The sequence below is a fragment of the Streptomyces sp. NPDC052701 genome, assembly GCF_040678355.1.
GTDB lineage: Bacteria > Actinomycetota > Actinomycetes > Streptomycetales > Streptomycetaceae > Streptomyces.
On record NZ_JBFATO010000039.1, the window covers coordinates 60,763 to 73,675 of the forward strand.

Annotated in this window: 10 protein-coding genes; 8 read left to right on the plus strand and 2 right to left on the minus strand. The window is 74.9% G+C overall.

What is annotated here, in order from left to right; translation table 11 throughout:
- Nucleotides 1-648 carry an aspartate/glutamate racemase family protein gene (locus AB0L29_RS30500; protein WP_365831663.1) on the plus strand — a complete coding sequence of 216 codons (648 nt, stop codon included), beginning with the start codon at nucleotides 1-3 and terminating at the stop codon, nucleotides 646-648.
- 565 nt (nucleotides 649-1,213) lie between these two features.
- On the opposite strand, the gene gndA is transcribed toward AB0L29_RS30500, so the two are convergent.
- Nucleotides 1,214-2,653 carry an NADP-dependent phosphogluconate dehydrogenase gene (gndA, locus tag AB0L29_RS30505; protein ID WP_365831665.1) on the minus strand — a complete coding sequence of 480 codons (1,440 nt, stop codon included), beginning with the start codon at nucleotides 2,651-2,653 and terminating at the stop codon, nucleotides 1,214-1,216.
- A gap of 482 nt (nucleotides 2,654-3,135) precedes the next feature.
- On the opposite strand from gndA, the gene AB0L29_RS30510 reads away from it, so the two are divergent.
- Nucleotides 3,136-4,323 (plus strand): transglycosylase family protein, encoded by a 1,188-nt coding sequence (locus tag AB0L29_RS30510; RefSeq protein ID WP_365831667.1) that lies wholly within the window; start codon nucleotides 3,136-3,138, stop codon nucleotides 4,321-4,323.
- Here AB0L29_RS30510 and AB0L29_RS30515 read toward each other — a convergent pair.
- Entirely contained in the window at nucleotides 4,313-5,512 is a 1,200-nt protein-coding gene (locus tag AB0L29_RS30515; protein WP_365831669.1) for a DMT family transporter, read from the minus strand. The genes AB0L29_RS30510 and AB0L29_RS30515 overlap by 11 nt on opposite strands.
- A 240-nt stretch (nucleotides 5,513-5,752) precedes the next feature.
- Here AB0L29_RS30515 and AB0L29_RS30520 point away from each other — a divergent pair, with 240 nt between their 5' ends.
- From AB0L29_RS30520 to AB0L29_RS30545, 6 genes are all read left to right on the plus strand, one after another.
- Nucleotides 5,753-6,490 carry a (2Fe-2S)-binding protein gene (locus AB0L29_RS30520; RefSeq protein ID WP_365831671.1) on the plus strand — a complete coding sequence of 246 codons (738 nt, stop codon included), beginning with the start codon at nucleotides 5,753-5,755 and terminating at the stop codon, nucleotides 6,488-6,490.
- Nucleotides 6,491-6,539: 49 nt separating this feature from the next.
- Entirely contained in the window at nucleotides 6,540-7,703 is a 1,164-nt protein-coding gene (gene glgA, locus AB0L29_RS30525; RefSeq protein WP_365831673.1) for a glycogen synthase, read from the plus strand.
- A 51-nt stretch (nucleotides 7,704-7,754) separates the two neighbouring features.
- Nucleotides 7,755-8,975 carry a glucose-1-phosphate adenylyltransferase gene (gene glgC, locus AB0L29_RS30530; RefSeq protein WP_365831675.1) on the plus strand — a complete coding sequence of 407 codons (1,221 nt, stop codon included), beginning with the start codon at nucleotides 7,755-7,757 and terminating at the stop codon, nucleotides 8,973-8,975.
- Nucleotides 8,976-9,554: 579 nt separating this feature from the next.
- Nucleotides 9,555-10,916, plus strand: coding sequence for a wax ester/triacylglycerol synthase family O-acyltransferase (locus AB0L29_RS30535; protein ID WP_365831677.1), 1,362 nt, complete (start codon nucleotides 9,555-9,557; stop codon nucleotides 10,914-10,916).
- A gap of 105 nt (nucleotides 10,917-11,021) precedes the next feature.
- Nucleotides 11,022-12,506 carry an SDR family NAD(P)-dependent oxidoreductase gene (locus tag AB0L29_RS30540; RefSeq protein ID WP_365831679.1) on the plus strand — a complete coding sequence of 495 codons (1,485 nt, stop codon included), beginning with the start codon at nucleotides 11,022-11,024 and terminating at the stop codon, nucleotides 12,504-12,506.
- 93 nt (nucleotides 12,507-12,599) lie between these two features.
- A partial coding sequence (locus AB0L29_RS30545; protein WP_365831680.1) for a hypothetical protein occupies nucleotides 12,600-12,913 on the plus strand: 314 nt, incomplete at its 3' end.

Consider the following 12,913-nt stretch of genomic DNA (forward strand, 5'->3'; position numbering starts at 1 on the left):
GTGGCGCGCACGCTCGCCCTGCTGCACACCTCGCCCCTGCACGTCCCGGTCTTCGACGCCCTGCGCGACGAGGCCCACCCGGGTCTGGAACTGCGGCACTTCGTCGACGAGGAGCTGCTGGGCCGGGCCCGCGCCGAGGGCCCGGCGGCGGTCGCGGACGACGTGCGCGCCGTGCTGCGGCGGGCCGTCGCCGACGGCGCCCGGGCGGTGCTGTGCACCTGCTCCACCCTCGGCGGCGTCGCGGAGGCGGCCGCCGCCGGGGCGGGGGTGCCGGTGCTGCGCGTGGACCGTCCGATGGCGGCCGCCGCGGTGGCCGCGGGGCCCCGGGTCGTCGTCCTCGCCACGTCCGGGAGCACGCTCGGGCCGACAGTGGCGCTGATCGAGGAGGAGGCCCGTCGCGCCGGGGCGCCCGTCGAGGTGCGCACCCGGCTCGTGGCGGGCGCCTGGGCCCGGTTCGAGGCGGGCGACACGCAGGAGTACGTCCGTATGGTCGCCGCCGCGGCCGACACGGTCACCGGCGCCGACGCGATCGTCCTCGCGCAGGCCTCCATGACCCCGGCCCGGCACCTGACGACGGCCACGGCCCCGGTGCTGTCCAGCCCGCGCCCCGGACTGGCGGCCGCCGCGGCGGCCGTCGGCCTGCGGTAGGTCCACCCGGGCTCCCCGGCGTCCCGCGGGGGAGTGACTGGGGACGAGGCGGCCGGGTAGGCGGGGGAGTAGTCCAGAGCCGGAGCCGACCGACTGGCTGGAGGGCACCGCCATGACGAACCCGTACCCCGACCCCGTGCCGCCCGGGCCGACACCGGGCCCGCATCCCGGCCCGCCGGACCCGTATCCCAGCCCGGTGCCGAATCCCGAGCCACCGGGGCCCGAGCCGACCCCGTCCCCGGCTCCGGAGCCTCCACCGGGCCCCGAGCCGCCCCCGCCGCCGAACCCGGACCCGGCGCCCGGCCCGCGCCCCGTCCCGGAACCTCCGCCGTCCCCGATCCCCCCGGGCCCGGAACCCGTCCCGAACCCCGAACCGGGGCCTCCGCTGTCCTGACCCGGGCGGCGACGGGGCGGCGGACGCCCTCGGCGGACACCTGACGGAGCGGCAGGCACCCCCCGGCCGACCGGCCGACTGGTCGGCCGGCCCGAGACGGGGACGGGGACGGGGCGGGGAGGATCCCGGTCGTCCCCGCCCCGTCCGGCGTTCGTTCCCCGGCGCGGCGCGCTACGCGGACTCCTCCGAGCGGTCCCCGCCCCACAGCGTGTGGAACGAGCCGTCCCGGTCCACCCGCCGGTACGTGTGCGCGCCGAAGAAGTCCCGCTGCCCCTGGGTCAGCGCGGCGGGCAGCCGTTCGGCGCGCAGGGCGTCGTAGTAGGAGAGGGCCGCCGCGAAGCCCGGCGTCGGCACGCCCTGGCGGGTCGCGGCGACCAGGACCTCGCGCCAGTCGTCCTGGGCGTCGGCGATCTCCCGCGCGAACGTCTCGTCGGACAGCAGGCTCGGCAGGTCCGGGCGGGCGTCGTAGGCGGCGCGGATGCGGTCCAGGAAGGCCGCGCGGATGATGCAGCCGCCGCGCCAGATCGAGGAGACCGCGCCGAGGTCGATGTCCCAGCCGTACTCCTCGCTGCCCGCCGCGATCTCGTGGAAGCCCTGCGTGTACGACACGATCTTCGACGCGTACAGCGCCTGCTCCACCCGGTCGGCGAACGCCCCGGCCTCCGACTCGCCCAGCGGCGTGGCCTTCGGCCCGGCCAGCCCGCGCGAGGCCTCCCGCAGCGCCGCGTGGCCGGACAGGGAGCGGGCGAAGACGGCCTCCGCGATGCCCGACACCGGGACCCCGAGGTCGAGGGCGATCTGGACCGTCCAGCGGCCGGTGCCCTTCTGCTCGGCCTGGTCCACCACCACGTCCACGAACGGCCTGCCCGTCGCCGCGTCGACGTGGGAGAGCACCTCGGCCGTGATCTCGATCAGGTACGAGTCCAGGCGGCCGGTGTTCCAGGTGCGGAAGATCTCGGCGATCCGGGCGGGCTCGTACCCGGCGACGTCGCGCAGCAGCTGGTACGCCTCGCCGATCAGCTGCATGTCGGCGTACTCGATGCCGTTGTGCACCATCTTCACGAAGTGGCCGGCGCCGTCGGGGCCGACGTGGGTCACGCAGGGCGCGCCGTCCGCCGCCTTTGCGGAGATCCTCTCCAGCATCGGGCCGAGCGACTCGTAGGACTCCTTCGAGCCGCCCGGCATGATGCTCGGCCCGTTGAGCGCGCCCTCCTCGCCGCCGGAGATGCCCGCGCCGACGAAGTGGATGCCCCGCTCGCGCAGCTCCCGCTCCCGGCGCCGGGTGTCGGCGAAGTGCGCGTTGCCCCCGTCGATGATCATGTCGCCGGGCTCCAGCAGCGGGGCGAACTCCTGGATCACCGCGTCGGTCGGCTCACCGGCCTTCACCATGATCACCAGGCGCCTGGGCCGCTCCAGCGCCGCCACGAACTCCTTGGCGGTCTCGGCCGCGACGAACTCGCCCTCGTGCCCGAACTCCTCCACCAGGGCGTGCGTACGCGACGGCGTCCGGTTGTGCACCGCGACCGCGTAGCCGTTGCGCGCGAAGTTGCGGGCGAGGTTGCGGCCCATGACCGCGAGACCCGTGACGCCGATCTGTGCTGAACTGCTCATGGGGTTGGCTCCTAGTGCCCTCGGTATCGGTGCTGCCGGTCGTGCCGCGGGTACGGCCACATCGCCCATCCTGACGTGCCGCTCCCGTGTCCGCACACGCGGGTCGTACGACGCCGCGCGGGCAGATACGCACGCAGATACGCACGCGGGCCGCCACCGTACTCAGCGGCGGTGCCCGGCCGCCCGGCCGCCGTCCCCGATCGCCCGGCCGACGTACCCGGCCGCCCTGTGCCTCCCGCCCGCGCCCCTCCCCGCGCCGCCGTGCCCCGCACCGGTCCGCCCGTGCCCGCGTCCGCCCCTCGCGCCACCCGGCCGCGTGCGCGGTGCCCGGCCGCGCACGCGGCCGGAGGGCCGTCGCAGGGGGCGCACAAGAGGGGCCGTATCTTGGCCACTTGGCGCCACCGCGCGGCTGATTGCCGTCTTGTCGTGGCCTGTTCGCAGCGCTTACTTTGGCCCCTCCTGACGCATGCCTAGGGGGCTTCATGGCCGTACGCGGCCGGCATCGCCGGTATCAGCCCAGCAGGATCAACCGCGCCTCGCTCACGGTCACCGCGGGCGGTGCCGGCATGGCCCTTCCGTTCATCGGCACCGGGGTCGCCCAGGCGGCCGACGTGGAGACCTGGGACAAGGTCGCCGCGTGCGAGTCCAGCAACAACTGGAACATCAACACGGGCAACGGCTACTACGGCGGACTGCAGTTCACCCAGTCCACCTGGGAGGCGTACGGCGGCACCGCGTACGCGCCGCGCGCGGACCTGGCCGACAAGGACCAGCAGATCGCCGTCGCGGAGAAGGTGCTCGACGGCCAGGGCCCCGGAGCCTGGCCGGTGTGCTCGGTGCGGGCCGGACTGGGCCGGGGCGGCGAGGCGCCCGACATCCGGCCCGCCGGGACGCCCGGGAGGACGGCCGGGAAGGCCGCCCGGACCTCCGTCCGGGACGTGCAGCCGCAGAGCACGCCGCAGTCCCGGGCGGGCCGCGCCGAGATGTACACGGTCGTCCGCGGCGACACCCTCTCCAGCATCGCGCAGGAGGAACGGGTCCGCGGCGGCTGGCGCGGGCTGTACGACGCCAACCGCAGCACCATAGGGTCCGACCCCGACCTGATCATGCCGGGCCAGCGGCTCGCCCTGCGCTCCGAGGGCGGCACGGCGACGCGCCCCGCCCCCAAGCCCTCGCCGTCCAAGCCGTCCAAGTCGTCCAAGCCCCCGAAGAAGGCGTCCCCGGAGCGCGACGAGCACCGCGCCGACCGGTCCACCCCGGCCCGTCACTCCTTCGCGGCCCCCGTCAGCGGACCCCTAGGCACGCCCTACCGCAAGGCGGGCTCCTCCTGGTCGAAGGGCTACCACACCGGTGTGGACTTCCCCGTGCCCACCGGCACGTCGGTGAAGTCGGTCGCCCCGGGCAGCGTCGTCAGCGCCGGCTGGGCCGGCTCGTACGGCTACCAGGTGGTGATCCGGCACCAGGACGGCCGCTACAGCCAGTACGCCCACCTGTCGGCGATCTCCGTGCGGGCCGGGCAGGCGGTCGGCGCCGGCCAGCGTATCGGCCGCTCCGGCTCCACCGGCAACAGCACGGGGCCGCACCTGCACTTCGAGGTGCGGACGGGGCCCGGCTTCGGCACGGACATCGACCCGCTGGCGTACCTGCGGGCCGGAGGCGTCAGGATCTGAGACGCATGTGGTGCCGGTCCAGGACGGCCGCCGGGACGAACGGGCCGCCGTAGAGGTGGCCGTAGCGGTAGAAGTAGCCGCAGGGGAACGGCGGTTCGGCGGGGACCGCCGGCTCGCCGTCCCCGTGCGCGCCGTCCGGCACCGGGGCGGCCGGGACGAGGACGTCCTCCCGCAGCGCGGCGAGCGGCGTCCGTTCCACAAGTCCGGCCCGTTCCACGAGCCCGGCCCGTTCCACGAGCCCGGCGAGGACCTCCTCGGGCGGCCGTTCCCCGCCGGTCAGGTCCTCCACGGCTGATCCGGACCGCGGCGCGGGCACCGCCGCCTTCGCCGCCTCCGTCGTCCGAACGCCTTCCGGCCGCCCGTGCGCCAGCCGCTCCGTCGTCAGCAGGATCAGTCCGCCGGCCGCCACCACGCCGCAGCTCAGGGCGAGCGCGGTGCCCGTGGTGCCGTAGCGGAAGGTCTCACCGAACATCGTGATGCCGACCACCGTGGCCACCACCGGGTTCACGACCGTCAGCGTGGCCAGCGGAGCCGCGAGGCCGGCACCCCGGTAGGAGGCCTGCGACAGCAGCACGCCGGCGACGGCGAACACGCCGATCGCGGCCAGGGACGCCAGGTCCCCCGCCGCGACGCCGCCGGTCCAGTCGACGGTGACCGTCTTGGTGAACACCGACGACATGCCGAAGGCGATGCCGGACGCGGTCGCGAGCAGGATGCCGCGGACCGCGGGGTGCCGGTGCGCGGCCCGGCCCGCGACCATCAGGGCCACGACCGCGCAGGCCGTGACCAGGCCGGCCGCCACCCGCTGAGCGGTGTCCAGCGACTGCGCGTCGGAGGCGCCGACCAGGGACAGCAGCCCCGCGAGCCCCACCGTGGCCATGATCGCGCCCCGCCAGGCCGTCGTGCCGGACCTGCGGCCGACGAACAGCGCCGCCATGGGCAGGGCGAACACGATGGTCAGCGCGCCCAGCGGCTGGACCAGGCTCAGCGGACCGTAGGCGAGCGCGACCACGTGCAGCAGCCCGCCCAGGCCGTTGAGCGCGAGCGAGGCCCACCAGGCCGGCCGGCGCAGCGGCGCGTACTGCTCGTCCGGCGAGGACACCGCGACCCGCTCCTGCACGATCGCCCCGCCCGCGTACGCGACCGCGGAGACGAACGACAGCAGCACGGACAACGCGAGGGCGCTCATCGGCTGCTCCTCTGCGGGAGGCGGGGGCCGGGCCCGGTCGGCCCGGCCTCGCGCGGCGAAGGGTCGGCTTTCATGGGCAACACGATGCCGCGCCCGGTTCTTCCCGTCGTCGTCCCTGAGCACGCAATGAGTCCTACTGCCGATGGAGTAGGACGGGACCCCCGTCATCCCCAGGGTGGGCGACAGTCCCCGCACACCTGCCGGGGGCGCCCCCCGAAGGACTTGGTACTACTGCTCTTCGTGCACCTCGAGCCCGATCTCGCCGCCCTCCGCCCGCTCGGCCCCTTCTTCGTCCTGCGCACGGCCGGGGAACCGCCCGGCCGCCTCCCCGCGCTCACCCGGGTGTACGACGCAGCGGCCCCGGATGTTCAGCCGGACTTCCTGACCTCGCGCGTGCGCGGGGTCGCGACCGCCCTGGGCACCCGCGAGGCGCGCGTGGCGGCGTCCGTGGCCCACCTGGGGCTCGCGGCCCGGCTGTGGTCCGTGGCGCTCGGCTGCGCGGCCCTGCACGGCCGCGTTCCCGACCTGGACGCGCGACTGCTGCGCTGGGACCCCGACGGGAGCGCCCCCGACGACCTGTGGCTGTCCGCGTTCCGGCCGCTGCCGGGGGACGCGGCCACCGTCGCCAGGACCGTCCTGCACGGGCACCTGGAACCGCTGGCCGCCGCGCTGCGCGCCCGCCACCGCCTCGCGCCGGGCCTGCTGCGGGGCAACGCCGCCTCCGCCCTGGCCGGCGCCGCCGGGCAGCTGGAGCGCTGGGCGCGCGCCCACGGCCGTACGGACGCCGCCGCGCGGGCCCGGTCCCTGACCGCCGAGCTGCTCTCCCACCCGCTGCTCGAAGGCGCCGGCACCCTCACCGGCACCGCCTTCCGGCGGCGCAGCTGCTGCCTGTACTACCGGGTGCCCGGCGCGGGCGTCTGCGGCGACTGCTGCTTCCCGCGGCCCCCGCGCTCTTCCCCACGCGCCACATCTGGGTGACCATGAAAGGGACCAGCCACTTTTGAGTCAGGAAGGCAGGGGGTTCCGGGTGCGAGTGGGACTGCTGACCCGGGAGTACCCCCCGGACGTGTACGGCGGCGCGGGTGTCCACGTCGAGTTCCTGGCCCGTGAGCTCCGGTCCCTGGTGGACCTGGACGTGCACTGCTGGGGCGAGGGCAGCGCGGCGGAGAAGGCGGCCGGCGTGCTGCGGCACCGGCCCTGGTCCGCGCTCGACGGGTCCAACGACGCGCTGCGCACCTTCTCGGTGGACCTCGCCATGGCCGCCGCCCTGCAGGACCGGGAACTGGTGCACTCCCACACCTGGTACGCCAACCTCGGCGGCCACCTCGCCAAGCTCCTGCACGGCGTCCCGCACGTGGTGACGGCCCACTCCCTGGAGCCGCTGCGCCCCTGGAAGGCCGAGCAGCTCGGCGGCGGGTACGCCCTGTCCGGCTGGGCCGAGCGCACCGCGATCGAGGCGGCCGACGCGGTGATCGCCGTCTCCGGCGCCATGCGCGAGGACATCCTGGGCTGCTATCCGGCGCTGGACCCTCAGCGGGTCCACGTCGTGCACAACGGCATCGACACGAGTCTGTACCGGCCGGACCACGGCACCGAGGCCCTGGACCGCGTCGGCCTGGACCGCTCCCGCCCGTACGTGCTGTTCGTCGGCCGCATCACGCGGCAGAAGGGCGTGCCCCACCTGCTGCGGGCGGTGCGGGACATCGACCCGGCCACGCAGGTCGTGCTGTGCGCGGGCGCCCCCGACACCCCGGAGATCGACCGGGAGTTCCGCGAGCTCTTCGAGGAGCTCGGCCGGGCCCGGGAGGGCGTGTACTGGATCCCGCAGATGCTGCCGCGTCCGGAGGTGATCCAGCTCCTCACGCACGCCGCCGTCTTCGTCTGCCCCTCGGTGTACGAGCCGCTCGGCATCGTCAACCTGGAGGCGATGGCCTGCGGCACGCCTGTCGTGGCTTCGCGGATCGGGGGTATCCCAGAGGTGGTGGACGACGGCAGGACGGGACTCCTCGTGCCCGTGGACGAAGACTTCGAGGCCGGCCTCGCGCGGGCCCTGGACGAGATCGTCGGCGACCCGGCGACCGCCCGGCGGATGGGTGAGGCCGGACGGGAGCGGGCGGTCGGCGAGTTCGGCTGGGACGCGGTGGCGCGCCGGACGGTCCGGCTCTACGAGGAGATCGTCAAACAGGCTTAGTCCGCCCGGCTCAGGGGCAGGCATGGGGAAATCGGCGTGAGGGGAGCGACCATGCGTCGTGGTGGACCGTCGGTCCTGGGAATCGTGCTGGCGGGCGGAGAGGGCAAGCGCCTGATGCCCCTGACCGCGGACCGCGCCAAACCCGCGGTCACCTTCGGCGGCACGTACCGCCTGGTCGACTTCGTCCTGTCCAACCTGGTCAACGCCGACATCCTGCGCATCTGCGTCCTGACGCAGTACAAGTCGCACTCACTGGACCGGCACATCACCACGACCTGGCGGATGTCCAGCCTGCTCGGCAACTACGTCACGCCGGTCCCCGCCCAGCAGCGCCTCGGCCCGCGCTGGTACCTGGGCAGCGCCGACGCGATCCTGCAGTCGCTGAACCTGATCTACGACGAACGCCCCGAGTACGTCGCCGTCTTCGGCGCCGACCACGTCTACCGCATGGACCCGCGGCAGATGCTCGCCCACCACATCGAGAGCGGCGCGGGCGTGACGGTGGCCGGCATCCGCGTCCCGCGCACCGAGTCCGCCGCCTTCGGCGTGATCACCCCGGCCTCGGACGGCCAGAGGGTGGAGCGCTTCCTGGAGAAGCCCACGGACCCGCCGGGCCTGGCCGACAACCCCGAGTGCGTCTTCGCCTCCATGGGCAACTACATCTTCAGCACCAAGGCCCTGATCGAGGCGCTCCAGCGGGACGCGGAGGACGAGAACTCCGTGCACGACATGGGCGGCTCGATCCTGCCCCAGCTCACCGACCGGGGCGAGGCCGCCCTGTACGACTTCAGCGACAACCACGTCCCCGGCGAGACCACCCGCGACCAGGGCTACTGGCGCGACGTCGGCACCCTCGACGCGTACTACGACGCCCACATGGACCTCATCGCCGAGCGCCCCGCCTTCAACCTCTACAACCGGCAGTGGCCCATCTACACGCACTCGGGCCAGCTCTCGCCGGCCCGGTTCAACGCCGGCGGCATGGCCGGCGAGTCGATCATCAGCGCGGGCTGCCTGATCCGCGGGCAGGTCACGCGGTCGGTGCTGTCGCCGGGCGTGGTGGTCGACCCGGGAGCCGTCGTACAAGGCTCGGTGCTGCACGACAACGTGCACATCGGCCGGGGCGCGGTGGTGCGCGGCGCCATCCTCGACAAGAACGTCGAGGTGCCGCCGGGCGCGACGATCGGCGTCAACCCGGAGCGGGACGCGGAGCTGTACACGGTCTCCAAGGGCGGAGTGATCGCACTGGGGAAGGGACAGCAGGTCCCGTAGCGACCCGCGCGACCATCCCGTCAGCCCCGCCGCGTACCCGGCGGGGCTGACGGGCACGAGGGCGGCTACGGCGGCCTCGGCGCCGGCGTCACCGGCGCGCCGAGGCCCGGCCGCGCCCGGGAACCGATCGTCGGCGTGCACGGCCCGGCGGCGCGGCCGGCGGCGGGAACCCACCACCGGGTGAGCAGCGGCTCGGCCCGGCGGCACCTGGTACACCCCCTGCTCCGGTCCGGCACCCGGCATCCGGGTGCGGACGGAGCCGTCCACGCCCGGATCGCGGACGCCGAGGACGAGCCGGACGGCCTCCCGGCGCACGACCGCGCGCCGCCGAAACCGCACGGGGAGCGTGTGAAGGCCGCACGGCGCGCTGATCCGTGACGCCTCCCGGGTGACTCCCACGGGATGCCCGGCGGCGCCACCTGTGCTGGACTGACCTCATATGCACCATTGAGTCCCGCCCCTTCCCCGAGGAGCGGGACTTGATGTGTTGTTAACTGAGCGTAACGTGTTCGCACTTGACCGTAATCGCCGCCTGGCGATTGACTGCCGTCCCACTCGTAGCCGACGCGAGGCAAGCCCTTGACTGCTGACCTGCTCGCTCCACTCGACCTGGCCTTCTGGAACATCGAGTCCGCCGAACACCCCATGCACCTCGGCGCCCTCGGGGTCTTCTCGGCCCACTCGCCCGCCGCGGGCGCCCACGCGGCGGACCTCCTGGCGGCCCGCGCCGCCGCCGTGCCGGGACTGCGGATGCGCATCCGGGACGTGTGGCGGCCGCGCGACCTCCGCCGGGCGCTGCCCGCCGCCCTGCGGCAGCCGCTCGCCCTCGGCGGCGCCGCCCGCGAGCCCGACCCGGACTTCGACCCCCTGCGCCACGTCCGGCTGCACGCCCCGACCGGCGACTTCCACACGGTGGCGGGCCGGCTGATGGAGCGCCCGCTGGGGCGTGCCCGGCCGCCGTGGGAGGCCCATGTGCTGCCCGGGGAGGACGGCGTCTCGTTCGCCGTGCTGTTCAAGTTCCACCACGCGCTGGCCGACGGGCTGCGCGCGCTGACCCTGGCCGCCGCCGTCCTGGACCCGCTGGACATGCCCGCGCCCCGGCCCCGCCCGGCCGAGCCGCCGCGCGGCCTGCTGCCGGGCGTGCGCGAGCTGCCCGGGCTGGTGCGCGGCGCCCTGTCCGACGTGGGCCGCGCCCTGGACATCGGCGCCTCCGTGGCCCGCTCCTCGCTGGACGTGCGCACCACGCCGGCGCTCGGCTGCGAGCCGAGCGGTACCCGCCGCACCGCCGGAGTGGTCCTGGACCTCGACGACGTGCACCGGATCCGCAAGGCCGAGGGCGGCACGGTCAACGACGTCCTGATCGCGGTCGTCGCGGGCGCCCTGCGCCGCTGGCTGGACGAGCGCGGCGACGGCAGCGAGGGCGTCGCGCCCCGCGCCCTGATCCCCGTCTCCAACCGCCGCCCCCGCACCGCGCACCCGCAGGGCAACCGGCTCTCCGGTTACCTGATACAGCTTCCGGTCGACGACCCCGACCCGCTGGCCCGGCTCGCCTCGGTGCGCACCGCCATGGACCGCAACAAGGACGCGGGCCCCAACCGGGGCGCGGGTGCCGTCGCCCTGCTCGCCGACCACGTGCCGGCGCTCGGCCACCGGCTCGGCGGACCGCTGGTCGCCCAGGCCGCCCGGCTCTGGTTCGACATCCTGGTCACCAGCGTGCCGCTGCCCGGCTTCGCCATGCGGCTGGGCGGCCACCCGCTCACCTCGGTCTTCCCGTTCGCGCCGCTGGCCCCCGGCCACTCCCTGGCGGTGGCGGTCTCGACGTACCGCGGGCACGTCCACTACGGGCTGGTCGCCGACGGCCGGGCGGTGCCGGACCTGGACCGGTTCGCGACGGCCGTGGCCGAGGAGGTGCGGACGCTGATCACCGCCTGCGACCCCTGACCACCGCGGTTTTGGCGGCGCGGCCCGGCGCTCCGTAGAATGCCGCGTTCGACAGCGGGCGCGAGCAGGAGCGCCGCGAGGGCAGAGCAGGGAACGGCAGCGGCGATGACGGTGACACAGGACGGCCCGCAGGTCACGGACGAGGCGGGCGCGCCCTCCCACGGCCCCGGCATCGACCCGGAGCGGCTCGCCGTCTGCCTCAGTGTGCTCGAGGAGCTCGACAGGCTGGACGTCGACCACCCCGACGCGATCAAGGTGCGCCGGGCCACCTCGCACATCTACCGCACGGTCAAGCAGCGCCGCCGCCAGGAGCGCCGGGCCGCCAAGACCGCCCACGACCGGGCGGTCACCGAGGCCACCGCGACCGGCTCCGCCGAGCGCATCGACGACGAGACCGAGGGCGTCCTGCCCTCCTCCAAGGTCGAGCCGGGCCGGATCGCGGGGATACTCCAGCGCCCCCGCTCCTGCTACGTCTGCAAGACCCGCTACGTCGAGGTCGACTACTTCTACCACCAGCTCTGCCGGAAGTGCGCCGACGAGAACCGGGCCAAGCGCGACGCCCGCACCGACCTCACCGGCAAGCGGGCGCTGCTCACCGGCGGCCGCGCCAAGATCGGCATGTACATAGCGCTCAGGCTGCTGCGCGACGGCGCCCACACCACCATCACCACGCGCTTCCCCAACGACGCCGTCCGCCGCTTCAAGGCCCAGCCCGACAGCGACGAGTGGATCCACCGCCTGAAGATCGTCGGCATCGACCTGCGGGACCCGGCCCAGGTCGTCGCCCTCGCCGACTCGGTGGCCGCCGCCGGACCGCTGGACATCCTGATCAACAACGCGGCCCAGACCGTACGGCGCTCCCCGCAGGCCTACAGCGAGCTGCTGGCCGCCGAGTCCGCCCCGCTGCCCGCCGGTGAGCTGCCCGCCTCCGAGGTGATCGGCACCTTCGGCTCCGGCGCCGTGGCCGAGCTGCCGGTCGCCGGGGGCGGGGCGCTCACCGCGCAGGACGTCACGGACCTGGCCCTCGTCTCCGGCTCGGCGTCCCTGGAGCGCATCGCCGCCGGCACGGCCATCGACGCGGGCGGACTCGTCCCCGACCTGCACGACACCAACAGCTGGGTGCAGACGGTGGAGGAGGTCACGCCGGTCGAGCTGCTGGAGGTCCAGCTGTGCAACTCGACGGCTCCGTTCATCCTCATCAGCCGCCTGCGCCCGGCGATGGCCGCGTCCGAGGCCCGCCGGACCTACATCGTGAACGTCTCCGCCATGGAGGGCGTCTTCGCCCGCGGCTACAAGGGCGCCGGCCACCCGCACACCAACATGGCCAAGGCCGCCCTGAACATGCTCACGCGCACCAGTGCGCAGGAGATGTTCGAAAAGGACCGCATCCTGATGACGGCCGTCGACACCGGCTGGATCACCGACGAACGCCCGCACCCGGACAAGGTCCGCCTGGCCGAGGCCGGTTTCCACGCCCCGCTCGACCTGGTCGACGGCGCGGCCCGCGTCTACGACCCGATCGTGCGCGGCGAGGCGGGGGAGGACCTGTACGGCGTGTTCCTGAAGGACTACGCGCCGGGCAAGTGGTAGGCCGCCCGCCGGCCCGCCCCGGCGCCGCCCGCCCGGGCCGGGGCGCGGGCACCGGCGTGCCTGGTGCGCGGGCCGCGCCACGCTTCTGACGGTGTGCCATCCGGCTTTCCCTGGCCGCGCGTTGCGCGCTGCCGGGGGTTCCGGCTCCGTGCGCCGGTCCGCCGGTCCGCCGGTCCCTGGTGCCGGAGCCGACCGTGCGGTCCTCCTCGTGGGCCCGGCGCGGGGCGAGGAGGGGTCGTCGGTCCGGGTGCCGGGGCGGGCCTGACGGCGTACGGACCCGCGGACCCGCTCGCCGGGCAGGGCCCGCACCGCGCCGGCCGCGCGGCCGAGTCGTTCTACAACGCCTTCTTCCTCGACCACGACGAGGGCGCCGTCTACTTCAACACCCTGGCCAACGGGCTGCCGTA